A 25,721-nucleotide genomic window follows, 5' to 3' on the forward strand; every position below is an offset into this window, starting at 1 on the left:
AAAGGCACACTGGAATGGATCAGAACGGATTGCTGCGACTGGGAATCTTTGCCGCCATTCTTGCCGTCATGGCATTGTGGGAGGCCGTTGCACCCTATCGCCCAAAGGAAGCCGTGCGCCGTCCGATGCGCTGGCTGACCAATTTCGGATTGCTGCTGACCAGCGCCGCCCTTGCGCGCTTTACCGTTGGGGCGGCAATGATTGCAACGGCAATCTGGGCACGAGATCAGGGGGTGGGTCTTAATAATCTGGTCGGGCTGCCCGCTGTTCTGGCGGGGCTTGTCACCATCATCACTCTGGATTGCGCAATTTACTGGCAGCATCGCTTTACCCACATGATCCCGTTGCTGTGGCGGTTTCACCGGGTACATCATTGTGATGTGGAATTTGATGTCTCGACGGCTGTGCGCTTTCACCCGTTCGAGATTGTGGCATCAGCCCTGTATAAGTCGTTCTTTGTCTTGCTGATCGGGGCCGATCCTTGGGCGGTGGTGATTTATGAAAGCATGCTTAGCGGCTTTGCCCTGTTTAATCACGGTAATGTGCATCTGCCCAAGGGCCTTGATCGGGCGCTGAGGATGCTGATCGTGACGCCTGATATGCATAGGATCCATCATTCCAGCGTCATGGGCGAAACCAACAGCAATTATGGGAATATCCTGTCGGTTTGGGATCGGTTGTTTGTCAGCTATGTTGATCATACAAGAACAAACGACCATGACATGCAGATCGGTCTTGAAGAATTCCGCGATAAAAACAGCCAAAGCCTTCTTGGGGTGCTTTGGCTGCCATTTCGCCAGCCGTGATCAGGCCGGAACCATCCCGCGCACAGCAAGCGCGGACGCCACCAGTGACCGGCGTCCATCGGGCTTGCCACCAAGATAGGCCCGCATGGTGGCTTGTTGTATTTCATGGGCAATCTCGGCGGGTTGACGGGCGAAAAAGTCGCGGATCAGGCTGTGCGCGCCCATCAATGATTGCCAGTAATCATCAAAATCGATGAAATCCATGCGCACGGCAAGTGTGGTGGTCGCCACATCTTCCAGCCCGGCATCGGACCAAAGATCAAACAGGTCATCCTCGTTCTGATAGGGAACGTCAAAGACCCTGGCACGCAGTTCTTCGCCTTCGCCCTCGGCAATCAGGGCGGCAACATCAAGAAACAGCCGGATAAAGGTCAGTCCGCCGATACGATCCCAGACCGTGGCTGCAATCCGGCCATTGGCGCGCGTAACACGCACCATTTCGCCAACCGCACCGGCCGGGCCATCCAGATCGTTTAACAGCAATTGTGAAAAGGCCGTGTCAAAGCTGTCATCGGCAAAGGGCAGGGCGGATGCATCGCCGGTTTCAAAACGCACATTGGGTGCGGAACTGCGCAGGGCATCGGTCATATAATCAGACATCAGATCAATGCCGACGATCTCGGCCTTGGGGTAACGGGTGGCAGCGGCCAGTGTCAGGCTTCCGGTACCACAGCCGACATCAACCAGTGCCCCGCAAGACGGGGCGGCAACGAAATCAAGGAAACTGCGTGACAAACGGCGGCTCCATCGGCCCATTGCGATTTCATAGGTGTCGGCGATTGTCATATTCATTGAATCAGGTTTCCTCGATAACGGCTGTTTCACAGCCTTATTGAATTTTTGCGCATGGGCCACACAGCAGCCAAGTATCTGATGTGTCACCAATTTCATTTATTGCAAGGCCGGATGGTTTGGCTATTCGACGAAATAGGGATTGCTCAAATTTTAAAATGCGCAATAAAATTACAAATGCTGCGATGCAAAATTAACCATAAACGCGAAAATGCGACGGTTGTTTCGGCCAGAACAGGCCCAGAACAGGCAAGGGAACCACAGGAAATGAAAGAAATGAACGGATTGGAGGGGCTGTATCTCGAAGATCTTGAGGTCGGTCAGTCTGCAAGCTATGGCAAAACTGTCACTGAAACCGATATCGTGATGTTTGCCGGGCTTTCCGGGGATACCAACCCGGTCCATCTGAACGAAGACTATGCCAAAACCACGATGTTTGAGGGGCGCATTGCCCATGGCATGCTTTCGGCCGGTTTCATTTCAACCGTGCTTGGCACCCGCCTGCCCGGACCGGGTACGATTTATCTGTCGCAGAACCTGCAATTCAAGGCGCCGGTACGTATTGGCGACACCGTAACCGCCAAGGTCATTGTGCGTGAAATCATCCCCGCCAAGAAACGCGCCATCCTTGAAACCAATTGCTATGTCGGCGATCGCTGCGTGATTTCCGGTGAGGCCGTTGTGATGGTTCCAAGTCGCGCCTGACTCCCGGTTTGCCAAATTCCTGCATGGGATCAGACACCGCTTGTGCCGGTAAAGTCTGGACCATATCGGCATGGTTTGGGTCCTGATCTGATCTGCCATGCAGGATCGGGCATGCTTTTTTGACGGAAAAGTCTTTACGCTCCGGGGGCGGGCCCTTTATAGCTGCCTGCTGGATTTGCCGATACGCGATCGGCTGACATGGATTAAGCAGCAAAGAGAGACCGGCGCGGATGCGCGTTTTTCGATCTTTTGAAAACCTGACCGATGAGGCGCGCGGCGCTGTTGTGGCGATCGGCAATTTTGACGGTTTGCATCTGGGGCATCAGACGCTTCTCGATCAGGCACGTCTGATTGCCCGCGATCTCGGTGTGCCGCTTGCGATCCTGACCTTTGAGCCGCATCCGCGCATGTTGTTCCGTGCCGATGATCCGCCATTTCGCCTGACCTCGGCCGAGGATCGCGAAACGGCTGCCGGAAGCATTGATATCGATCTGTTCTTTGAGGTCGAATTCAATCGTGACTTCGCGGCGATGACGGCCGAAGAATTCATTGAACGGGTTCTGGTCACGGGGCTTGGTGTCAAACATGTCGTGGTTGGCTGGGACTTCTGTTTTGGCAAGGGCCGTGCAGGCAATGTTGATTTGCTGCGTGCCATTGGCGAAAAGTCCGGTTTTGGCGTTACTGCGGTCGAGGCCGTCACCCACGATAACGGCGTGATCTATTCATCAACCGCCATCCGCCAGGCTCTGCGCGAAGGTCGCCCGCAAGATGCAACCCATCTTTTGGGACGCCCGTGGGAAATTGCCGGGATTGTCGCCCATGGCGATGCGCGCGGCCGCACAATCGGCTTTCCGACGGCCAATGTTGCACTGGGCGATCATCTGCGTCCGAAATTCGGTGTTTATGCCGTCGAGCTTGGCCTGATTTCCGAGAAGGATGGCCAAACGGTCGAACGCTGGGTGCCCGGAGTCGCCAATATTGGCGTGCGGCCAAGCTTTGGCGGTGATGATGATGCCGGGCTTGAAGCGCATCTGTTTGACTTTGACCAGGACATCTATGATCGCCGCGTCCGGGTACGTTTGCACGGCTTTATCCGGGGCGAACAGAAGTTCGACGGGCTTGATGCCCTTAAGGCCCAGATCGCGGCGGATGTGATTGCTGCCAAAGAGATTCTCGGCAAGATTTGAATTTGTCGACGAACCCGCTATGATCCGCGCGCTTTTTGCGGAATTCACCGGGGGTTCGCCCTTTTAATTTGTTCAAGACGACAGGACCGTCACGATGAGTGTCGAATACAAGAAAACCGTTATCCTGCCCCAGACCGATTTCCCGATGCGGGCGGGTTTGCCAAAGATGGAGCCGACCCTGCTTGCGCAGTGGAAGGACGAGGACCTCTATGGCAAAATTCGCGGTATTTCGGCAGATCGTGAAATGTTCGTCCTGCATGATGGCCCTCCCTATGCGAACGGGCATCTGCATATTGGTCACGCGCTGAACAAAATCCTGAAAGACGTCATCACCCGTTCCCAGCAAATGCTGGGCAAGAACGCTGTTTATGTTCCGGGTTGGGATTGCCACGGCCTTCCGATTGAATGGAAGATCGAGGAACAGTATCGCGCCAAGGGCAAGAACAAGGACGATGTGCCAATCGCCGAATTCCGTAAGGAATGCCGCGAATTCGCCCAGAAATGGCTGGATGTCCAGCGCGAGGAATTCAAACGTCTTGGCGTGATGGGTGACTGGGACAATCCCTATGTCACCATGGATTACAAGGCAGAAGCCTCCATCGCCCGTGAACTTGGCAAATTCCTGATGAACGGTTCGCTCTATATGGGCTCGAAGCCGGTCATGTGGTCAGTGGTTGAAAAAACTGCCCTTGCCGAGGCCGAGGTCGAATATCACGACCATACGTCCAAAACCATTTATGTGCGTTTCCCGGTCACCGCGACCAGCATCGAAGCGCTCAAAGACGCAACCATCGTCATCTGGACCACGACGCCTTGGACCATTCCGGGCAACCGTGCAATTTCCTATGGCGCGGAAATCGAATATGCGGTGATCGAGGTTACCGAAACCGCCGAGGAAGCATGGGCCACCGTTGGCGAGAAGATGGCGGTTTGTACCGATCTTCTTGAAGACCTGTGCAAGAACGGTCGTATCACTGGTCACAAGGTTGTCGCGACCTTCAAGGGTTCGGAGCTTGAAGGCACGCTTTCGGCTCATCCGTTCCGTGGTCAGGGCTATGACTTTGATGTGCCGCTTCTGGCGGCTGACTATGTCACGACCGATACCGGTACCGGTTTTGTCCATACCGCGCCGACCCATGGCCCGGACGATTACCAGACCGGTCTGAAATACGGTCTTGAAATCCCGGAAATGGTGGATGGTGACGGCGCCTATTACCCGACAGTTCCGATGTTTGCCGGCAAGCGCATCTATGATGAAAACGGCAAGGAAGCCGATGCTAACGAAGCGGTTATCGCCAAGCTGATCGAAGTTGGCGCATTGCTGTCGCGCGGGCGTCTCAAGCATTCCTATCCGTGCTCCTGGCGTTCCAAGGCGCCGATCATTTATCGCACCACCCCGCAGTGGTTCATTTCCATGCAGGATAACGACCTGCGTGAAAAGGCGCTCAAGGCGATTGATGAAACCCGCTTCGTGCCCGAAGCAGGCCGTAACCGTCTGCATTCCATGATCGCCAACCGTCCGGACTGGTGCGTCTCGCGTCAGCGCGCATGGGGTGTTCCGATCACGGTGTTCATCGACAAGAACACCCGTCAGCCGCTTCGCGATCAGGGCGTTCTTGATCGCGTCTACGAAGCCTTCTGTGCCGAAGGTGCCGATGCATGGTTCACTCGTGATCCGCAGGAATTCCTTGGCGATAAATATGATGCGGCGAATTATGAACAGGTCACCGATGTTCTTGACGTCTGGTTTGATTCCGGTTCGACCCATGCCTTCGTGCTTGAAGAACGTCAGGATTTGAAATGGCCGGCCGACCTTTATCTTGAAGGATCGGACCAGCATCGTGGCTGGTTCCACAGCTCGCTTCTGGAATCCTGTGGCACCCGTGGACGTGCACCATACGAAGCCGTCCTGACCCATGGCTTTGTGCTTGATGGTGAAGGCCGCAAGATGTCGAAGTCACTTGGCAACGTCATTGCGCCGAATGACATCATCAACAAGCTTGGTGCCGATATCCTGCGTCTTTGGGTGGTCAGTTCCGACTATCATGATGATCTGCGCATCAGCCATGAAATCATCGAACGTCATTCCGACATCTATCGTCGCCTGCGCAATACGCTCCGCTTCCTGCTGGGCAACCTTGATGGTTTTGATGATGCCGAAAGGGTTGCGGATAACGAATTGCCGGAACTGGAACGCTGGGTCCTGCACCGTCTGAGCCACCTTGATGATATGGTGCGCAAGACGACTGCTGATTTCGACTTCCACACCATGTTCATCGAATTGCACAACTTCTGTGCGCTCGACATGTCGGCCTTCTATCTCGATATCCGCAAGGACGCGCTTTATTGCGACGCGCCAAGCAGCCTGCGCCGCCGTGCGGCCCGCACTGTTATGGATCGGGTGTTTGATTGTCTGGTGCGCTGGCTAGCACCGGTTCTGTGCTTTACCGCCGATGAAGCATGGCGTTCGCGCTATGGTGCGGAAAGTTCGGTCCATACCGAAACCTTCAACACGGTATCGGACGGCTGGAAAGACGAGGCACTGGCAGCGAAATGGGCGAAAATCCGCAAGCTGCGTCGCGTTGTAACCGGTGCGCTTGAACTTGAACGTGCGGAAAAACGCATTGGCGCAAGCCTTGATGCCGCACCAAAGGTTTATGCCACGGCTGAATATGTCGAAGCGCTTGATGGCCTTAATCTTGCCGAAATCGCCATTACATCTGACATCGAACTGATCACGGGTGATGCGCCGGATGGTGCCTATACCCTTGATGATGTTGCAGGTGTTGGTGTGGTATCGGCACTGGCAGAGGGTGAAAAATGCGAACGTTGCTGGCAGACCCTGCCGGAAGTCGGCAGCCATGCCGCGCATAAAACCGTCTGCAACCGTTGTGCAGATGCCGTTGATGAAATGGGAATTGCCGCAGCCGAATAAGGCATGCGGTTGCGGTATCAGACCTGCGATCTTGCAGGGCTGATACCGGCAAGTCAGAAAGAGTATCGATGAAACATCGCGCCTTTGTGTTCGGTCTGATCGTCATTGCAATCGTTTTTGGTGTCGACCAGTGGACCAAGGCCCTTGCGATTGACGGCTTGTCCAATCCGTTTCGGGTGATTGAAGTCACACCGTTCATGAACTTTGTTCTGGCCTGGAATCCCGGCGTGTCCTTTGGCCTGTTTCAGGGGCAGGCACCGTGGGTGATGATCGCGGTGACGGCTGCGATTACCATCGGCTTTGGCGTCTGGATGTGGCGGACGCGCGATTCCATGTTGCGTCTTGCGCTGGCGCTGATTGTCGGGGGGGCAATTGGCAACCTTGTTGATCGCCTGCGTCACGGGGCTGTGACCGACTTTATTGATCTTCATGTCGCGGGTTATCACTGGCCGGTATTCAATATTGCAGACAGTGCAATTACGGTTGGTGCCGCGCTACTGTTGATCGATTCCCTTTTTGGCGGTAAAAAATCTGCCAGATGAATTTTTGGCCGGGTGACATGATCCCGGTTGCGGAGTGGTAAAGAGGCACAAATGGCCCGGAAGCTTACGACCAGTATTTTCAGAATTGCGCTGCTTGGCGGACTTGCACTTGGGGTTTCCGGTTGTGAATCAACCCGTGAGACCTTTGGTTTGAACAAGCAGTCCCCGGACGAGTTTGCCGTGGTCTCGCGTGCGCCGCTCAGCCTGCCGCCTGATTTCACCATGCGTGTGCCCGACCCGGGTGCACCGCGTCCGCAGACCGGTTCGACCACCGATCAGGCGCGCCGCATTCTGGTTGGCGATGACCCGACCAAGGTCAAACGTGACATCACCAGCGGCACGGCAAGCAAGGGGCAGGTCGCCCTTCTTTCCGCATCCGGTGCGCAATATGCCGATCCGGAAATCCGTTCGACGGTGGATCGTGAAACATCGATCTTCATCAGTGAAAGCGAAAGCATCGTTGATGATCTGCTGTTCTGGCAGGAAAAACAGGATCCGAATTCCGTCGTTGATCCGACGGCCGAGGCCAAGCGTATTCGCGATCAGCAGGCCCTTGGCGACAGTGTTTCGGGCGGTGGCAACACCCCGGTTATCGAACGCAAACAGAAAGGCTGGCTCGAAGACATTTTCTGATCTGACAGCACGCTTTGATGCGATACACGACAATGTGATGACGAAAGACAAGGGCGCGGATATTTCGCGCCCTTGTTCTGTCATATTCGCTACTTAAGAAATCCGGGATGAACGCCTGATATGGAATGGGATGACGTAATGAGAATTCCAAGACTTTCTGTAATCTCGATGCGTGAACGCACTGTTGCCAGTTTGCTGGCGATGGTCATGGTGGCATTGATCCCGAACATTTCCTTTGCGGCGGTTTTCAGCCCGCAGACAGCAACCCTTGATAACGGGATGCAGGTGGTGCTGGTGGAAAATCACCGTGCGCCGGTTGTTACCCAGATGGTCTGGTACAAGGTCGGTTCGGCTGACGAACCGGTCGGTGTTTCCGGGATTGCCCATTTTCTTGAACATCTGATGTTCAAGGGGACCAGGGATATTGCACCGGGTGACTTTTCCAAGATCGTTGCGCGCAATGGCGGTAATGACAATGCCTTCACCACCTGGGACTATACCGGCTATTTCCAGAATATCGCCCGCGACCGTCTTGACCTGGTGATGAAGATGGAAGCCGACCGCATGACCAATCTTCAGCTGTCTGACGATGTGGTTCTGCCCGAACGCGACGTCATCATCGAAGAACGCAGATCAAGGATTGAAAACAATCCCGGTGCGCTTCTGGGGGAACAGATGCGCGCAAGCCTCTATATGGCCCATCCCTATGGCCGGTCGATCATTGGCTGGATGCATGAAATGGAGCAACTTTCGACCGAAGACGCGCTTGATTTCTATCGCAAATGGTACGCGCCCAATAACGCCATTCTGGTAGTGGCTGGCGACATTACGATGGATGAACTTCTGCCGATGGCACAAAAATATTACGGCGTCATTCCGCGCGGTGATGTTCTGACGCGCAACCGGGTCAAGGAACCGGTGCAGCATGCCCCGCGCAAGGTCACCATGCATGACCCGCGTGTCGGGCAGGCCTCCATGTCGCGCTATTATCTGGCCCCGTCCTATCACAGTGAAAATGCAGCTGATGCCGTCCCGCTTGAAGTGCTGAGCGAGATTATCGGATCAGGCACCACCAGCCGCTTCTTTAAATCGCTTGTGGTCGATCAGGGCATCGCGACCAGTGTCGGGACATTCTATGACCCGGTCGCGGTTGATCTGGCAAGTTTCGGTGTCTATGGCGTGCCGCGCGACGATGTGCAACTGGCTGATCTTGAAAAGGCGATTGATGACCAGATCGCCGATGTCGTCGCCAATGGCGTGACCGAGGACGAACTTGAACGTGCCAAGCAGAAGCTTCTGGATAGTGCGGTCTTCGCCCGTGATTCCCTGTCGGCAGGGGCGCGTGTACTTGGCAAGTCGCTTGCGGTTGGATTGACCGTGGATCAGGTCGAAAGCTGGCCGGATCGGGTTTCGGCGGTGACGGTTGAACAGGTCAACGAAGCTGCCAAGCGCGTCTTTAATGACAAGAAATCTGTGACCGGCTGGCTGATGCCGCCAAAAGACGGTCCGGTAACAGGCCGTGGTCCGGCACTGCCCATTGATTCCGGCGCGGGAGTACATTGATATGAACCAGCTTATGAAACAGGTTGCCGGGATTGCCTTTGCCTCGATAGCCGTATTTGGCATGAGCACGGCCGCGCAGGCGGTCGAGGTCAAGGAAGTGATTTCGGATGGTGGCATTCGGGCCTGGCTGATCGAAGATCACATGAACCCGCTGATGACCATGGATATCGCCTTTACCGGTGCAGGGGCTGCGACCGATCCGATCAACAAGCTTGGTCTTGCCAATATGGTATCGGGTCTGATTGATGAAGGTGCGGGTGCCATGGATAGCCAGACCTTCCGCGGTGAAATGGAAAACCGGTCAATCAGCTTGTCCTTTGATGCCGGTCGCGATGATTTTGCCGGTTCGCTGACCACATTGACCCGAGAACGCGATACGGCGATTGATCTTCTGCGTCTGGCTCTGTCCGAGCCGCGCTTTGATGATGAGGCGGTCGAACGCATCCGGTCCCAGATTATCGCGGGCCTTAAACGGGCGGAAAATGATCCGGGTGATATTGCCAGCCGGACCTTTTTCAAATCGATCTTTGGCGATCATCCCTATGCCCGTCCGGTATCGGGAACCTTTGAAACGGTTGCCGGTCTGAATGCCAATGATTTCCGTTCCTTTGTCGGGCGTGCCTTTGCCAAGGACAATCTGATCATTGGTGTTGCCGGTGATATCACCGCGGAGGAACTTGGTCCCCTTCTTGACGAGGCATTTGGCAGCCTGCCCGATCATAGCGATCTTCCGAAGATTGCCGATGTGACGCCGAAGTTCGGTGCTGTTGACGTCATTGATCAGGATATCCCGCAAAGTCAGGCGGTCTGGGGCCAGAAAGGCATTGCGCGCAAGGATCCTGATTTCTATGCCGCCTATGTCATGAACTATATTCTTGGCGGTGGCGGTTTTTCATCGCGCCTGACCGAGGAAGTTCGTGAAAAGCGTGGTCTGGCCTATGGTGTCTATAGCTACCTTGCCGATCTGGATCATGCGCAAATGATGATGGGCGGGGTTGCCACGCGCAATGACGCGATTGGTCAAAGCCTGTCTCTGATCAGTGCCGAATGGACCAAGATGAAGGAAAAGGGTGTGTCGCAGGAAGAACTCGACAACGCCAAATCCTATCTGACCGGGGCCTTCCCGCTGCGCTTTACCAGTCTTGGCAATTTGTCGGGTATGCTGGTCGGCATGCAGAAAGAAGACCTTGGCATGGATTTCCTGGATCGCCGCAACAGCCTTGTGGATGCCGTTACCCTTGATGACGTCAATCGCGTTGCTGCCGAACTGATGGATCCGGCCAATGTGACGGTCACGGTGGTCGGCAAGCCGGAAGGCAAGCTGGCCTTCTGATCTTGTTTGGCCGGATTAAAAATTACAAAGCGCGGTGAAAGACATTTCGCCGCGCTTTGTGCTTTGATAGGTTTTTCATTTGTATCCAAGACTGGGAGGGGAAAGCCTGCATCTAAATGTCCTATTTGGAGTACATCCGCACGCACTTGGCCATCAGGTGATTCTTTTAGCTTCTTTGCTGAGTCTAGTCGTGCAGGTGGATGCTACCAAATTGATCGTCATGCCGACACAAATCTTAGAGGCCAAGATGATCGCGTTAAAGCCCGTTTAACTACATGGTTGGTTGATCAACGCCGAATGGGGGCCGAAGCACCTCATGTTACGGCCAAGGTGCTGGAATTGGTTCAAGTTACGCCGCCCCTACCTGTACACGAGCGAGTAATGAGACTCCTTAACCACTTTGCCTTAATACAAAGCCACATTGGAGCAAGCATAGATATCGCGATATCAGGGGCTTCGGACAATATATTCGGGGATGGTCTCTCTGAAGTAGGGCAATCCTGTGCTGCTGTCAGTGAGTCGTTGAATGATTTGGAAATTGGTTTTTTGATAGAGCAACTTGAAGCGAGTGGCTTTATCAAGAAAACGAGTAGAGAAAAATGTCAGATAACTTTGGATGGTTATCGCAAAATTGAAGAAGATTCCCGAAGAGAAACAATTTCCAAGAACGCATTTGTAGCGATGTGGTTTAGCAAAGAAGTGCAACGTGTCTATGAGGGGGCTATTGCTCCGGGGATCATAGATGCGGGTTATGAGCCAGTTCGGATAGATAAAAAGCAACATAACAATAAGATTGACGATGAAATCGTTGCTGAAATACGCCGAGCTCGCTTTGTCGTCGCAGATTTCACTCATGGACCTGAAGAGGGGATGCGAGGCGGTGTATACTACGAAGCTGGGTTTGCTCGTGGTTTGGGGTTGGAAGTAATTTCCACATGTGAATCCGGTCTATTGAAGGACAGCAAAATTCACTTCGATACACGACAATTCAATCACATTGGATGGTCTTTAGAAAATTTAGAAGAGTTCCGAAAAGTGCTCTCAAATCGTATATCTGCTACGATTGGCGATGGACCATTGCGTCATCTTTGATCTGCATTTTTTGTTTTATTGGCAAAGCGCGGTGAAAGACATTTCGCCGCGCTTTGTGCTTTGATAGGTTCATCCGAACCAAGACAACCCACCCGAACATCGCGAGCATTGCCTTCATGACCCTGCGCGTCCTGCCCCAGAACCTGATCAACCAGATAGCCGCCGGTGAGGTGGTCGAACGCCCGGCTGCGGCGCTCAAGGAGCTGGTTGAAAACGCGCTGGATGCCGGGGCGACACGGGTTGACGTCAATCTGCGCGATGGCGGGCGGACGCTTTTGTCGATCACCGATGACGGCAAGGGCATGACACCCGAGGAACTGTCGCTTGCGGTGGAACGACATGCGACCTCCAAGCTGCCTGACGACGATCTGTTCAATATCGGTTTCATGGGCTTTCGCGGCGAAGCATTGCCGTCCATCGGGTCGGTGTCGCGCATGCGTCTGACCAGCCGGGTGCGCGGGGCGGAAAATGCATGGTCATTGACGATTGAAGGCGGGGCAAAGGGCGAACCGGAACCGGCCGCCCATCCGTTCGGAACCCGGGTTGAAGTCCGCGATCTTTTCTATGCCACCCCGGCCCGGTTGAAGTTCCTTAAAACCGCGCGCACCGAACAGATGTATGCGCGCGAAATCATGGACCGGCTTGCCATGGCGCGGCCCGATGTCGGCTTTACCCTGACCGGGGATGGCAACAAGTCGATCCTGAATTACCCGGCCTGTGAAGGCGATCTGTTTGATGCGCGCCTCAAACGTCTTGGTGCGGTGATGGGCCGCGAGTTTCAGGAAAACGCCCTTCAGATCGAAGCCGAACGCGAAGGCATCCGCCTGACCGGCTATGCCGGGGTGCCGACACTCAATCGCGGCAATGCCCAGATGCAGTTCATGTTTGTCAATGGCCGCCCGGTCAAGGATCGGCTGTTGCAAGGTGCGGTGCGTGGCGCATATCAGGATTTCCTGGCACGTGATCGTCACCCGTTGCTTGCCCTGTTCTTTGAACTGTCGCCACGCGATGTCGATGTCAACGTCCATCCCGGCAAGACCGAGGTGCGGTTCCGCGATCCGGGGCTGGTGCGTGGGCTGATTGTCGGGGCGCTGAAACATGCATTGGCGGGTGCCGGGCACCGGGCCTCAACCACGGTTGCCGATATGGCACTCGGCGCTGTTCGCCGAGAAGGTGAGGGACCCTCACTTCCGTATGGTGGGGGCCCGCGCAGTGGCGGCGGCAGTGGTTTTAACATTGGCCAGTATCAGCCAAGTATCCCGGGTCACGCGGCAATTGAACGCAACTATGCCGCACAGGCCCCGATGGGATCGCAGTCGGGCTATGGCGGTCTGTTTGATCGCGGGCGTGACTTTGCCGGGACGCCTTCAGGCACATCTGGCCCATCCGGGGATGGCGGCTTTGCCGCTGCGGCGGCTGCGGTCCTGTCAGGTGGCTATGATGCGGCGGCACCGTCGGCACGGATTGATAATATCGCTGATGAAGGCAAGTTTGTTGATCATCCGTTGGGGGCGGCACGCGGACAGGTTCACGCCAATTATATCATCGCCCAGACCCGAGACGGTCTTGTCATTGTCGATCAGCATGCAGCACATGAACGCATCGTCTATGAACGCATGAAGGCCGATCTTGCCGCCAGCGGGGTCAAGCGTCAGGGATTATTGTTGCCCGAGGTCGTCGAACTGGACGAGGCATCTGCCGATCGCATCGCAGATCGCGCCGAAGAATTCGAAGAGCTGGGTCTTGTCATCGAACCGTTTGGACCCGGCGCGATTGTTGTGCGCGAAGTTCCCGCCATGCTGGGCAAGGTGGATGTTGGTGCCCTGATCCGCGATATGGCCGACGAGATTGCCGAGCTTGGTCAGGGCATGGCGCTTAAGGACCGGCTGATGTATGTCTGCGCCACCATGGCCTGTCATGGGTCGGTGCGTTCGGGCCGCAAGCTGAATGCCGATGAAATGAATGCCCTGTTGCGTCAGATGGAAGCCACCCCGCATTCCGGTCAGTGCAACCATGGTCGGCCGACCTATGTCGAACTGAAGCTAAATGACATCGAAAAGATGTTCGGGCGCAGGTAGGGAAGCAGATGGCTGGTATCACGCTTCATATCGCCACCCCCGATGATGCACCCGCAGTGAGCGCCTTGTTTGCGCGCTCCTATTCGGCGCTTCTGGTCGATGACTATGCGCCGGAAGTCCTTGAACGCGGGATGACCTTTCTGGCAAAGGCCAACCCGGATCTTCTGGCGTCCGGGACCTATTATCTGGCCAAGACCGAAACCGGCGACGTCGTTGGAGCCGGGGGCTGGACGGCAGTGCGACCGGGCAGCAAGGACGGTGATGTTCAATCGGGGCTGGCCCATGTTCGGCATTTCGCGGTCGATCCGGCATATGCCCGCAAGGGTATCGCCAGTATGCTGTTTGATCGGTGCGTGCGCGATGCCAAGGCGTCTGAGAATGTCACACGTTTTGAATGCTATTCCACACTTTCGGCCAGACGGTTTTATGAATCGCGAGGTTTTCGGGTGATTGGCGATTTCGCTGCACCCTTTGCCCCGGATTTCACCTTTCCGAGCCTGCATATGGTTTGTGACCTTGATTAATCACGCAGTTTCAGGTTACGGGGCAGGCGGGTATTGGCATTGACGCGCGCGCGTTGGATCTGTTCGGCAAACAGGCCGCGTGTCCCGGTCAGATCGGCATCACGGAAATCGGTTCCGGCCAGGTTGGTGCCGCTCAGATCACAATTTAGCAATTGCTGACCCCGGAAACTGGCATTCGACAGGTCGGAGCCCAGAAATACCGTATTGCGCAGCATCGCATCATTGAATTTTGCGCCGGAAAGGCGGCTTGCTGCCAGATTGGCATTGTCGAGATTGCTTTGTACAAAGTCGGCCGCCGTCAGGTTACAGCGACGGAAAACCGCATCCTTGCAATTGGCACGCTTGAAGCAGGCAAAGGGCAGGCCACAACGGCTAAGATCGATGCCTTCGAGTTCGGCTTCACGCAGATCGGCATGTTCAATCGACATGACATCGCCTTCCTTGCCGCCCGTATCGACCCAAAGCTTGTGACTGCGCAGGGCTTCATGCAGGTCAATTTCAACCAGCTCTTCGGGATCGTCACCGTGATCCGCGTCCAGCGGTTCTTCTGCGACGTCGTCGGTGGTTTCTTCGGGTTTGGGCGTGGCAGGTGCCAGCACATCGCGGGCCGATTGCACAGCCTTGATGTTTCGTGCATGGGTATCCTTGTCGCGTGCGGTTGGTTTACCGCCGACAAGTTCGCTTTCATCAAAACTTTGACCCGCCCCGTTCAGGCGCGGCTTGAGATCGGCAAGATCAAGATTGCCAGTAATGCCGGTGATCGGGGATTTGGGGGCGTCGGGCAACCCGGCTGGTTTGGCGGAATGTGCCCTTGCCGTTGGCGCTTCCCTTGGCTCAACCGCTGCTGGCTTGCCCGGATTGGTCCGGGGCGGTAATTCTGCCAGCGCCGCCTTGATGCGGTCGCGTTTGCGACGGCCGGGGTTTTCAGGCGTATCGTCGTCCGGGGTGTCAGGGACATCCGTGCCTTGCGATATTGCTGATGAACCGGCTGCGGGGGCTGCCATGCCCATTTCGGCAAGGTCTTCTGGGCGTGCCGGGCCGAAATAATTGTCCTTAAGCACAAAACGGCGAGGCAGTTTCATCACCGTTTCGATGATCTTGCGCAGGCGCTGGGGATCAACCGGTTGACGAAAAATACCTTCGATCCCGGCTTCGACCGCGTCGCGCATTCCGCGCCGATCAAGTTTGGGGGCGCCCAGAAGGACGGGTACTGTGCGCCCATAAGGATCATCATCGGTTGCCGTATCACGAATGGCCCGGATGGTTGATATACCCCGCATTCCGTCAAGATACAGCCCGACCAGAATCAGGTCCGGACGGCGTTCCTCTACAAGGTCGACAGTCTTTTGGCGGTCATCGCAATGAAGGAATTCCCCAAAGCCAAGCGGGTCTATCGCGGCCTTGGCAGCAAGCATGTTACGTTCACTGTAATCGGCATACAGGATCGTCTTTTTCTTGTTGTCCTTGATCGCCATAATGCGCGACTTCCTTTATTCGCAACGCGCCCCGTTTCAGGCAAACATTCAGATATTACTGTGCGGACGGAATACTGAATGAACGGCGCGGCAATGCAGAGCCAGACCCACTATTCTGGCTGTTCGCGCCGCTTTCGTCAGCCCCTTTTACGCCATTGCCGCCATTTGTTGTGCCGCCCGGGGCATTCGTTTCAACCATCTGGATCGTGATTTCCACACGACGGTTTTCAGAACGACCTTCGGGCGTGTCGTTATTGGCAATCGGGCGGCTGTCGCCATAGCCCTGAATAACCATGCGTCGCGGATCAGTACCGTTCTGGTCAATCAGGAAATGCAGAACCGATGTCGCACGGGCTGCTGACAGGTCCCAGTTCGAAATATAGGGTGATGACGATGAAACCGGGATGTTATCGGTATGCCCGGCGACAAGGACTTCGCCCTCGGTCTGGTTGATCACGGGTGCCAGACGGTTAAGGATGGCGGCGAATTCCTCGGTCATGCCCGAAGAACCCGATGGAAAGGCCAGTTCGTTCGGGAAGCGAATAACGACCTCGCCATCAATGCGTTCCAGACCGACCTGATCATCAAGGCTCATATTTTTAAGAACCCCGGCAAGCGTTTCTTCAAGCGCTTCGGCCTTTTGTTCCTTGGTGTCGGTTTGCTCTATCTCGATTTTGGGCGTTTCGGGTTGCGGGATCTGGGAAACAACGCGCGGGCTGTCCGGGGTGGGGGCCTTAAGCGCCTTGCCCATGATCGATCCGTCAAGTTCGATCACGCCGGCAAGCTGATCCTGTTTGGAAAAGCCGAATGCAGCCTTTACCGATCCTGCGATCTGCTTGTAGCGAATAACATCCATCTCGGCAAAGGTCAGCAACAGTACGAACAGCACAAGCAGCAATGACATAAGATCGGCGAATGTCGCCATCCATGCCGGTGCGCCTGCTGCGGGTTTCTTTGCCATTGCCCTAGACCGTTACCTGTGTCGCAGATGAGGCCATCATCATGCTCCTGCATCCTCGTCGGCGGGGACACCGCCCGGAAGATAGGGACCGAGAATTTCCTTCATGACCATCGGGCTCTGGCTGGCCTGGATCTGAACGACCGATTCAATGATCAGCTGCTTGGTATTGCGGAGCCGGTCGACCTTAAGGGCCAGCTTGTCGGCAATCGGCAATGCAATCAGGTTGGCCAGAACCGCACCATAGAATGTGGTCAGCATCGCAATCGCCATGGCCGGACCAATGGCATCGGGATCGGACAGGTTGGCAAGCATCTGTACCAGACCGACCAGTGTCCCGATCATCCCGAAGGCCGGGGCCGTGTCACCAATGCCACGGAACATCAATTCGCCCAGCTCGTCATTCTGGATCGATTTTTCGACTTCGCTCGAGATCGAGCTTCGGATCACTTCGCCGCTATGGCCATCGACACACATGCGGATGCCGCGCGCCATGATCTCGTTTTCGACCTCGACATTCTCGAGACCAAGCAGGCCGTTCTTGCGTACCAGAGCGGCCAGCTCAATCGCCTTTTCATAGATCGAGAGCGGGTCTTCCTTGGGGTTCTTGAAAGCGATCCCCACCCCGATCTTGAGCGACTTGACCACGTCGCGCATCGGGAATTTGATCAGGGTTGCCGCAGCGGTTCCGCCAAACACAACCATAATGGATGGCACATCAACAAATGAATCAAGGCTCCCGCCCATCAAGATGGCGCCAAAAATAACGCCAGCCCCGGCGATGATCCCAATGAGTGTCGCTATATCCATGTCGGTTTTTTGTATCCGGCGTTAAAACTTTTGGCTCGAAGCGTGTCTGAAAAAGGGTCTGACATCGCGCGATGGTGATTGAAATAATGAACTGTCATACGAGGCCCGCCAGCAAAATGATCTGGGCGGCACCGCACCGAATTGGAATTCAGGTTTGTTACACTCCACAAAATTGGGTTTCCATCACCTGTTTTCCAGAACCGGGTAACAACTTCCTGCATCCGCGCGCGTAATCACCCGAACAAAAAGAAGCACCCGATTGTAAAATTACGGCATCAGGTTAGGAGGCGCTATACCTTTGGCATTAAATGTTTGTTGCCAGAAATACGCATCGGGCTCAACCCAGTCGTAAGGATAATCGAACTTGATCTGGAGACGAAGGAGGATGTCCTTGATACGGTCAACACCGGCACCGGATCAGGGGTTAGACAGGCCGCAGATACACAAAGGGCCCATCCTTAAAGACAGGCCCGTTACGTATCCCCGATCATCCCAGTTCGAATGACGAAATGCCAAATGTCATATCAAGGTCAAGGGTTGGCGCAGGTCCCTTATACATGCGTGCGGTTTCGAACTCGGCAACCATCTGATGGGCATCGACCAGTTCACGGGCTGCCTGGTTGGGTTCGGGGATATCGAGATAGACCTTGTCACTCTGATCTTTGCGGCTTTGCAAAAGAGCGTCAAACAGGGTTCTGGCATCTTCAAGATTGGCGGCAAAAAGCGGCCCGACCTTGTGACCTTGTTTACAGGGACGAATGACTCCGTAACCGCGAAGGCCCATCGGGCCCTTAAGTGCAAGGGCGGTGTGATTTTCATTGCCCAGCCAGCCACGTAGAAATTCGATGCGGCTTTCGCCAAACAGATTGCAGGTCTGCTCAAAGGCATCAACAACTGCAATATCATCAATCTTCAGCGTGAAAATATCTTCCGGCAGGGCGGTTTCTGTGGCCGTGATGATACCTGCGTAACGGATATTGCGATGGGCAAGCTCAAAGCCCGACTTGCGGTAATTATCCTGTTGATCGACAACGCCATCCAGTCCGATGGTTTTCATCACACTGTTTTCCAGTGCCGTCTGCCACAGTTTGTAACCAAGTCCCGATCCGCGACGATCTTCGCGACAGATATAAAAACCGACAAAGCCGTAATCCGAACTGTATTGGACGGCCGAAATCACCGCAGCCATGCCCTGTTTGTCAAAGGCGGCCCAGAAACCGTCAGGATCGGTATTGAAAAATACCTCGGCGTCGGAAAGTCCGGGGTTCCAGCCTTCATTGGCAGCCCACTCAACAGCAAGCGGAAACTCAAAGGATTTCAGGCGGCGGATCTTGTCTGTCATGTCGATATCTTCAATCTTCCGGAATCAGATAGGTCGGTGAGCGCGGTCAGGATCCTGATCCTGTTCTGCACAATGTCGATTTCGATACACATCTAGCATGGTCGGGCAAAATTCCCGATAAATTTTATTGAGAATGCCTATCATTTTTATTATCAATAGCCATTGACAGTTCCCCACCATATCAACTTCCTCGAGGCCCATATGCCTTCGCCCATCCTGACTGCGACAACGCGCATTGCGCTGCCTGAATGCGCCGCCCTGATCCGGCAGACCGCAGATTATTACAAAAGTCATGATTGCGATGTGCAGGGTGATGACACCGCGACACGCATTTCGGTTTCAATCGGGCATATCGAATTGCGAAGCGACAAGGACGGGCTTGATATAGAAGTCGGTGCGACGACCGAAGTCGGCGTGGTGCAGATGAAGGCCGCGATCCTTTCCCTGCTTCAGGGGGTGGCACCGGGCACCAATATCGATTGTCGCTGGAAAGGTGCGGGGCAAGGCAATGGCAAGCTTCCGAACTTTCGTGAACTGACGGTGGGCAAGATCACGGATTTGTCTCCGCATATGCGCCGTCTGCGTTTGCATGGTGTTGATCTGGGCGCTTATGATCAGGATGGCATTCATGTGCGTCTGATGATCCCGCCACGCGGCAAAACCGATCCGAAATGGCCGACCCTTGCCGAAAACGGTCTGCCGGTCTGGCCAAGTGGCGAGGACACCGTGGAACAGCGCGTCTATACCATTCGCGGCATGGATGCGGATGCCGGCTGGATCGATGTCGATTTCGTCATGCATGGTGATAACGGGCCGGGGTCATCCTTTGCCCTTCATGCATCCGAGGGCGACCTTGTTGCCATGACCGGGCCGCTTGGTAATGAATTGCCTGACGCCGACTGGTTCCTGTTTGCCGGTGATGAAACAGCATTTCCGGCCATTGGTCGCTATCTGAATGAAATGCCGGAACATGTGACGGGGCACGCCCTGATCGAGGTCGGGGGCAAGGATGACATCATCCCGGTTGCCACCAGAAGCCGGATCAAAGTCACCTGGCTTTTGCGTGACAGTGTCGCGGAAATCACCCACAGCCTGATCCAGGATGCGATCCGCGCCATTGATGTGCCCAAGGATAGTTGCAAGGTCTATTGCTGGGCCGGGGTGGAGCAGGGGGACTACAAGCCGATCCATACCTACTGGCGCAAGGAACTTGGTCTGTCGCGTGATGACTGTGTGGCGATGACCTTCTGGCGTAAAACCGGGGCCTGATTGATCAGTCGGGGCGTCTGGTTGCGACCGATGCATGAAGGCGGGGGGCAAACCGGGCAATGGCATCGTCGAGTTCAATCAGGATTTTACCCATATGCTGATCATTGGATTGTAGCGTTCCGGCTTCTGATTTTTCCCGAAGTTCGGTAATCGCCCGGATCAGTTCCAGACTGGTTGGCGTGGCCTGTGCTGCAATCGCCCTGGCCTGATTGCCGATCATCTGGCGTGTGTTCACAAATGCAGCGATTTCCTCCGCCTTATCCGGGTTTTGGTCACGGCCTTCGGGATCAAGCGCATGTTTAAGGGACAGCCCGGTCATATGCGATTTATCGGCAAACAGGGCTGATGTGATGATGCGAAAGCCGATAATGTCTCTGGCCAGTGCGGCGCGATTTTCCGGGGTTGCCAATTGGTCAAAGGCAAACAGATCGGCGTTGAGCTCGTCGTCGTGGCTTTTGACATCCTCATCCCCAAAATGATCAGGCTTGCAGTGGCGCACTTCATGATAGATCAGCCAGCGATATGTCAGTCCGGCGCTGGTTTCATAGGACAGATGCGGCCCGAACCAGCCACGCATCAATTGGGCAAAAATCTCATTGCCGCTTTCAGGGGTGATATTGGCCGGAACAAAAATCTGGCAGGACGCAATCGGTTTGCCATTCTTGCGCCCGGTCACGGTAAAGGGGGATCGTGGCAGGCTGGCAAAGGTGGTGTCCGGATCCCTGATATTGCCAAGGCCAAGCGTTTCATTCATGCGTGCCAGAAACGCAGCCCGATTGGCAAAGACAAACAGATCAATATCGCCAAACTGCAAAAGTTCCGTGGCGATGCTGTCCGTTGTCCTGTCGCTGACAGTTAAGCGTGCTTGTGCCTGTGCCTGCGCGGATATGGTGACCGCGCACGCCAAACTTGCCGTCATCAGGATTGTGATCAGGGAAAGATGAAATCTGTTCATGCCGTGATTATGGCCGCGATCACGCCCGGAGACGATAGTAAACCACGGCCAAGGCCATTTGGTCCCGATAGCCCGGATAATCCGGATCGAGATCAGGCCTCGGCGCGTTGACCGGTGCGTTTGCGCTCTGGCCCGAACAGGCAGGTCAGGATCAGGATGATCCCCGAAATGGTGGCAATCATGCCCGCGGCACTGACTGCAAAGGGGGACCCGAACCAGCCCGGGCCGTATCCGGCAAAGACATATCCCAGAATGGCCGAAATGGTAGCAAAGATGACCGACCAGCCCACCTGACGGCCAAGCTGATTGGTCATCAGGCGCGCACTGGCTGGCGGGCAGACAAACATCGCAATCACAATGATCGATCCGACCGCATCAAAGGCCGCCACGGCGGCAATCGCGGTGGCCACAACCAGTGCAAAGCTTAAAAGTCTGGTGCGAATGCCGATTGCCTCGGCAAAGGCCGCATCAAATGTCGAAATTTTCAGTTCTTTCCAGAACAGCAGAATGAACAGCCCGATCCCGACCAGAACGATGGCAAGGCGCGGCAATTGCGGCGGCAGGGTCGAAAGGGCAGCAGGATCAAGAAGCGATCCCCAGCCTTCGGCATCAAACCAGATCAGGCTTTCGAGATTGCCCAGAAGTGCGTGCTGCACATCGATATGTACCGAACTGGTATCGGTGATTTCCAGAAACAGAACACCAGCGGCAAACAGGGTGGTAAAGACCAGCCCCATCGCTGCCCCCGGCTCGACCCGGCCAAGACGTTTGACGATCTCGATCATCACGACCGCAACAATCGCGGCAACACCAGCTCCCATCATCATCGGAACGGCGGTGATTGTGCCGGTCACCAGAAAGGCCCCGACAATACCGGGCAAAACCACATGGCTGATGGCATCGCCAATCAGGGCCTGACGGCGCAGCAACAGGAAATTGCCCGGAAGCGCGCAGGCTACAGCGGCCAGAATGCCGATGACAATCGGGGTCAGGCTCAGCTGAACGAATTCCGCGCCAAGGGCCGTGATCAGATCATCAATCATGCCTTGGCTCCTTGCTGGGCTGCGATCATGCGATCAATCTCGGCGATCTGGTCGGGTGTCATCATCTGTTCAATCGGGGTCAGGCCGTCATAGCGTTCAATGGCGGAATCATCGGGCAGCATGCGACGCGCAATTGCCCAGCGCGCTTCGTCACGGGCGGCCTTCTGGGCGGCAATCCGGCCGCGTGCGGTGGCAACGCCGTCACGACGGATCATGCCCGACCGGCGCAGGATGCGAAGAGTTAGCCCGTCATAGATCGGCTCGCGACGGGCGAGCGACAGCAATCCCTGACGGCGATGAACCCGGCGCTGAAAGCGTTGATGACGAAGGGCGGAAGCAAGCCCGCCGCGCAAGGGCGAAAACAGTGCTGAAAACAGGAAGAAACCAAACGCAATCAGAACAATGATCGGCCCGGTCGGAAGCGATGCCTCGGCTGCCGACAGAACCGCACCGATATAGCCCGAAAGTCCGCCAACGATTGCCGCAATCCCGATCATCAGCCCGACCTGATTGGTCCAGAACCGCGCGGTTACCGGCGGAATGATCAGAAGCGCAACAATCAGGATAAGACCGACAATCTTAAGCCCGATCACGGTCACAATCAGGGCAAGCCCCATCATCGCCAGATCAATGTTGCGCACATTGACGCCCGTGGTCGCGGCATATTCCGGATCAAACGCCACAAGCGTCATCGGACGGCGTAACAGGAATACAAAAGCCGCGGCCAGCGCACCGGCAACGGCAATGGTTGTTGCCTCGGAAATCAGCATCCCGGCGGTTGAGCCAAGAAGGAAGTTTTCAAGCCCGGCCTGACGGCCCGATGACATGGTCTGGATCACTGTCAAAAGGACAATGCCAAATCCGAAAAACACCGAAAGCACCGCGCCAATGGCTGCATCCTCGGTCAGGCGGGTTTTGCGCGTGATCCATTCGACCATCAAAAGCCCGATGGCGGATGAAATGGCGGATCCGATGATAAGCCCCGGAAGCCAACGGCCATCACTGCCGAACGCCACCATGATCATAAAGGCAATTCCGACCCCGGGAAGGGTAGCATGGCTGATGGCATCGGAAACAAGGGCGCGTTTGCGCAGAAAGATAAATGCCCCGGCACTGCCGGCAGACAGACCAAGCAACCCGGCACCGATGGCGACAAGGGCGCTGTTATATCCGGCCTGAAGGAACAGGGCGTTTATGAAATAATCCAGAAAACTCATGTCGGGGTCCCGGGGGTCTGTCTGGCGTCTCGGTTTTTCGTGGCGTGTCTCAGGCCAGATGCAATTCGTCGATATGGGTGGCGGCCAGACGTCCGCCATAGGTTTCCTGAAGGTTTTCGGCCGTAAAGGTGGTTTCGACCGGACCTTCGGCAATGCGTCGGACATTGATCAGAAGCACGCGGTCAAAATATTCCGGCACGGTCGAAAGATCGTGATGCACGCAGACAACGGTGCGCCCTTCGGTCTTTAATTCCTTGAGTACGGAAACAATCGCGCGTTCGGTGGCGGCATCGACCCCGGCAAAGGGTTCATCAAGCAGATAAAACTCGGCATTTTGTGCCAGGGCGCGCGCAAGAAACACGCGCTGCTGCTGACCGCCGGAAAGCTGGCCGATCTGGCGGTCAGCGAAATCTGCCATACCAACGCGTTCCAGGCATTCCATGGCCTGTTCGCGATGGCGCGATTGCCACAAACGAAACAGCCCGACCGATCCGTAAAGCCCCATCAGGACAACATCAATGACGCGGGCGGGGAAATCCCAGTCAACGCTGGCGCGCTGGGGTACATAGGCCACCCGGTCGCGGGCCTCGGCAAACAGTTTGCCAAATATCCGGACTTCACCAGACAGGCGCGGCACAACACCAAGCGCACCTTTAAGGAATGTGGATTTGCCCGCACCGTTCGGACCGATGATCGCGGTCATGGATCCGGCCGGGATCGAGGCATCCACCGAAAAAACCGCCGGCTTGTTGCCATAGGAAACCGTCAGCCCGCGCACGGTAAGCGGTGCATCCTTGGGCGCGACATCAAGTATCTTGCCGGACTCTGCAACCAGTTTGGCATTGCTCATGGGGGCTTCCTTGTTTCCGTGTGCGTGCGTGGTTTCGGGGGACGCTAGAATATCATTGTCTCACGATGCTGCGGCCAGCTTGCCCTGAAAACCGCCTTCTGGGGCATTACCACCAAGGGCGCGGGTGATCAGGGTGACGTTGTGATCAATCATGCCGATATAGGTACCCTCGTACGTACCGGGTTCACCCATCGCATCGGAAAATAGCGTGCCGCCAATCACGACCTTCTGGTCGCGGGCTTCGGCCCCTTCGATCAGGGCGCGCACGTTGCGTTCCGGGACCGAGCTTTCGACAAATACGGCTGAAATCTTGCGATCGACAATGGTGTTGACCAGTTCCTCGACCCGGCGAAGGCCTGCTTCGGATTCTGTTGAGATGCCCTGAATACCCAGAACTTCGAAATCATAGCCGCGCCCGAAATAGCTGAATGCATCATGCGCGGTCAGAAGAACCCGACTTTTTTCCGGCACGGTGACGGTCACGGTCTTCATGTAATCGATCAGCTTTTCGATATCGGCAACATGCTTGTCCGCATTGGCGCGATAGGTGGCTTCGCCTTCCGGATCGGTCTTGATCAGGGCATCGCGCACCGCATAGACAACGGTTTCCCACAATTGCGGATCCATCCAGACGTGCGGGTCATAGCGCCCCTCATATTCGGCATGGCTCAGACGTTTTGATTTGTCGACGGCTTCGCCAACCGCGACGACATTGCGGCGTTTTTCCAGATCAAGGAAGAATTCTTCAAGCTGCGCTTCAAGATACAGTCCGTGCCACAGAACCAGATCGGCACGCGCCATGGCGGCAATATCGCTTCGGGTCTGGCGATAGGAATGCGGATCGACACCGGGACCCATCAGCGCCTTGACCTCGGCGCGATCGCCAGCGATCTGGCGGGCGGCATCGGCAATCATCGAGGTGGTGGCAACCACATTGATCGGTTTGGCTTTCGCATGACCAAGGGTGCCAAGCGCTCCGAAAACAAGGAGGCCTGCGGTCAGGAACAGGGCGCGGGCGGATCGGAAAAGGCTCATTGACGGTCCTGAAAGCAAATTGAAATCACTCCAGCAAATACCCACTATTTATGTGCGGACTTTTAAAGTTAGTCAAGGCTAAATTGATTTTTGCAATCTTAGTTGTTATGAAGGGTTTCGGGACAGATTTTGGAGAGATCAATGGGCGACGATACGGCGGTTAACCCGCGTCACAACAAGGCCGAAGTCTTTGCCCGTTTGCGTGATGCGCATGCCCGCGAAGTGACCGAGGATTATGTTGAAATGATCGGTGACCTGATCGCCGAGGAAGGCGAGGCCCGCTCTGTCGCTCTTGCCGAACGCTTTGGCGTGACGGCGGCCACGGTCAATAACACCATCAAGCGCCTGGAGCGCGACGGCTTTGTCACATCCCGTCCGTACCGGTCAATTTTCCTGACAGAAAAAGGCGAAACCCTCGCCAAAAAATGTCGCGAACGTCACCAGATCGTCTATAACTTCCTCGTCTCGATCGGCGTCGACCCCGAAATCGCGGAATTCGACGCCGAGGGGATAGAGCACCATGTCAGCGAGGAGACGCTGGCGGTGTTTGATGGGGTCGCGAAGAGTTCCGGTTAGT

At 55.5% G+C, this 25,721-nt stretch carries 23 protein-coding genes; 13 read left to right on the top strand and 10 right to left on the bottom strand.

The annotated features are described in order from the left end of the window. Nucleotides 1-14: 14 nt before the first annotated feature. Nucleotides 15-806: a sterol desaturase family protein gene (locus ACTU44_RS05100; protein ID WP_462096832.1), complete on the top strand. Its 792-nt coding sequence runs from the start codon at nt 15-17 to the stop codon at nt 804-806. Here the strand turns inward: ACTU44_RS05100 and ACTU44_RS05105 are convergent, their stop codons facing one another. Next, on the bottom strand, nt 807-1,598 hold the full coding sequence (locus tag ACTU44_RS05105) for a class I SAM-dependent methyltransferase (RefSeq protein ID WP_114098048.1): 792 nt from the start codon (nt 1,596-1,598) through the stop codon (nt 807-809). It abuts the gene before it with no gap. 276 nt (nt 1,599-1,874) lie between these two features. On the opposite strand from ACTU44_RS05105, the gene ACTU44_RS05110 reads away from it, so the two are divergent. The 10 genes from ACTU44_RS05110 to ACTU44_RS05155 all read left to right on the top strand — a co-directional run bounded on the left by ACTU44_RS05110 (nt 1,875) and on the right by ACTU44_RS05155 (nt 14,190). Further along, nucleotides 1,875-2,303 carry a MaoC family dehydratase gene (locus ACTU44_RS05110; RefSeq protein ID WP_336080146.1) on the top strand — a complete coding sequence of 143 codons (429 nt, stop codon included), beginning with the start codon at nt 1,875-1,877 and terminating at the stop codon, nt 2,301-2,303. A 230-nt stretch (nt 2,304-2,533) separates the two neighbouring features. Next, entirely contained in the window at nt 2,534-3,490 is a 957-nt protein-coding gene (locus ACTU44_RS05115) for a bifunctional riboflavin kinase/FAD synthetase (RefSeq protein ID WP_114097917.1), read from the top strand. A gap of 94 nt (nt 3,491-3,584) precedes the next feature. Continuing rightward, nucleotides 3,585-6,425 carry an isoleucine--tRNA ligase gene (ileS, locus tag ACTU44_RS05120; protein WP_462096833.1) on the top strand — a complete coding sequence of 947 codons (2,841 nt, stop codon included), beginning with the start codon at nt 3,585-3,587 and terminating at the stop codon, nt 6,423-6,425. Between the two features lie 68 nt (nt 6,426-6,493). Continuing rightward, nucleotides 6,494-6,967: a signal peptidase II gene (gene lspA / locus ACTU44_RS05125; RefSeq protein WP_114097919.1), complete on the top strand. Its 474-nt coding sequence runs from the start codon at nt 6,494-6,496 to the stop codon at nt 6,965-6,967. Nucleotides 6,968-7,018: 51 nt separating this feature from the next. Continuing rightward, nucleotides 7,019-7,600 (top strand): DUF3035 domain-containing protein, encoded by a 582-nt coding sequence (locus tag ACTU44_RS05130; protein WP_114097920.1) that lies wholly within the window; start codon nt 7,019-7,021, stop codon nt 7,598-7,600. Between the two features lie 138 nt (nt 7,601-7,738). Then, nucleotides 7,739-9,163 carry a M16 family metallopeptidase gene (locus tag ACTU44_RS05135; protein ID WP_114098049.1) on the top strand — a complete coding sequence of 475 codons (1,425 nt, stop codon included), beginning with the start codon at nt 7,739-7,741 and terminating at the stop codon, nt 9,161-9,163. A gap of 1 nt (nt 9,164) precedes the next feature. Next, a complete protein-coding gene (locus ACTU44_RS05140) occupies nt 9,165-10,496 on the top strand; it encodes a M16 family metallopeptidase (protein ID WP_114097921.1) in 1,332 nt (443 codons plus the stop codon). A gap of 6 nt (nt 10,497-10,502) precedes the next feature. After that, a complete protein-coding gene (locus ACTU44_RS05145) occupies nt 10,503-11,588 on the top strand; it encodes a hypothetical protein (RefSeq protein ID WP_462096834.1) in 1,086 nt (361 codons plus the stop codon). Nucleotides 11,589-11,704: 116 nt separating this feature from the next. Further along, entirely contained in the window at nt 11,705-13,666 is a 1,962-nt protein-coding gene (mutL, locus tag ACTU44_RS05150; RefSeq protein WP_462096835.1) for a DNA mismatch repair endonuclease MutL, read from the top strand. Between the two features lie 8 nt (nt 13,667-13,674). Further along, nucleotides 13,675-14,190 carry a GNAT family N-acetyltransferase gene (locus ACTU44_RS05155; protein WP_462096836.1) on the top strand — a complete coding sequence of 172 codons (516 nt, stop codon included), beginning with the start codon at nt 13,675-13,677 and terminating at the stop codon, nt 14,188-14,190. On the opposite strand, the gene ACTU44_RS05160 is transcribed toward ACTU44_RS05155, so the two are convergent. From ACTU44_RS05160 to ACTU44_RS05175, 4 genes are all read right to left on the bottom strand, one after another. Further along, nucleotides 14,187-15,665, bottom strand: a complete 1,479-nt coding sequence (locus ACTU44_RS05160; protein ID WP_462096837.1) for a pentapeptide repeat-containing protein — start codon at nt 15,663-15,665, stop codon at nt 14,187-14,189. The genes ACTU44_RS05155 and ACTU44_RS05160 overlap by 4 nt on opposite strands. Nucleotides 15,666-15,720: 55 nt before the next feature. After that, on the bottom strand, nt 15,721-16,626 hold the full coding sequence (locus ACTU44_RS05165; RefSeq protein ID WP_462096838.1) for an OmpA family protein: 906 nt from the start codon (nt 16,624-16,626) through the stop codon (nt 15,721-15,723). A gap of 39 nt (nt 16,627-16,665) precedes the next feature. Continuing rightward, a complete protein-coding gene (locus tag ACTU44_RS05170; protein ID WP_114097925.1) occupies nt 16,666-17,433 on the bottom strand; it encodes a motility protein A in 768 nt (255 codons plus the stop codon). 487 nt (nt 17,434-17,920) lie between these two features. Further along, nucleotides 17,921-18,775, bottom strand: coding sequence for a GNAT family N-acetyltransferase (locus tag ACTU44_RS05175; protein WP_114097926.1), 855 nt, complete (start codon nt 18,773-18,775; stop codon nt 17,921-17,923). 201 nt (nt 18,776-18,976) lie between these two features. On the opposite strand from ACTU44_RS05175, the gene ACTU44_RS05180 reads away from it, so the two are divergent. After that, complete coding sequence (locus tag ACTU44_RS05180; protein WP_462096839.1) at nt 18,977-20,044, top strand: SIP domain-containing protein; 1,068 nt, start codon at nt 18,977-18,979, stop codon at nt 20,042-20,044. Between the two features lie 4 nt (nt 20,045-20,048). Here ACTU44_RS05180 and ACTU44_RS05185 read toward each other — a convergent pair whose 3' ends face one another. The 5 genes from ACTU44_RS05185 to ACTU44_RS05205 form a co-directional block, all read right to left on the bottom strand. Continuing rightward, a complete protein-coding gene (locus ACTU44_RS05185; RefSeq protein WP_462096840.1) occupies nt 20,049-20,999 on the bottom strand; it encodes a hypothetical protein in 951 nt (316 codons plus the stop codon). A gap of 92 nt (nt 21,000-21,091) precedes the next feature. Continuing rightward, nucleotides 21,092-22,042, bottom strand: a complete 951-nt coding sequence (locus tag ACTU44_RS05190) for a metal ABC transporter permease (protein ID WP_462096841.1) — start codon at nt 22,040-22,042, stop codon at nt 21,092-21,094. Further along, entirely contained in the window at nt 22,039-23,259 is a 1,221-nt protein-coding gene (locus ACTU44_RS05195; protein ID WP_462096842.1) for a metal ABC transporter permease, read from the bottom strand. Before ACTU44_RS05195 ends, ACTU44_RS05190 begins: the two co-directional genes overlap by 4 nt. Before the next feature lie 49 nt (nt 23,260-23,308). Next, complete coding sequence (locus ACTU44_RS05200) at nt 23,309-24,109, bottom strand: metal ABC transporter ATP-binding protein (RefSeq protein ID WP_114097931.1); 801 nt, start codon at nt 24,107-24,109, stop codon at nt 23,309-23,311. Nucleotides 24,110-24,169: 60 nt separating this feature from the next. Next, nucleotides 24,170-25,144 (bottom strand): metal ABC transporter solute-binding protein, Zn/Mn family, encoded by a 975-nt coding sequence (locus ACTU44_RS05205; RefSeq protein ID WP_462096843.1) that lies wholly within the window; start codon nt 25,142-25,144, stop codon nt 24,170-24,172. Nucleotides 25,145-25,285: 141 nt separating this feature from the next. Between ACTU44_RS05205 and mntR the strand changes: the two genes are divergently transcribed. Beyond that, a complete protein-coding gene (gene mntR, locus ACTU44_RS05210; protein ID WP_462096844.1) occupies nt 25,286-25,720 on the top strand; it encodes a manganese-binding transcriptional regulator MntR in 435 nt (144 codons plus the stop codon). The last annotated feature ends 1 nt before the right edge of the window (nt 25,721 follow it).

This window comes from Thalassospira sp. SM2505 (genome assembly GCF_054901115.1).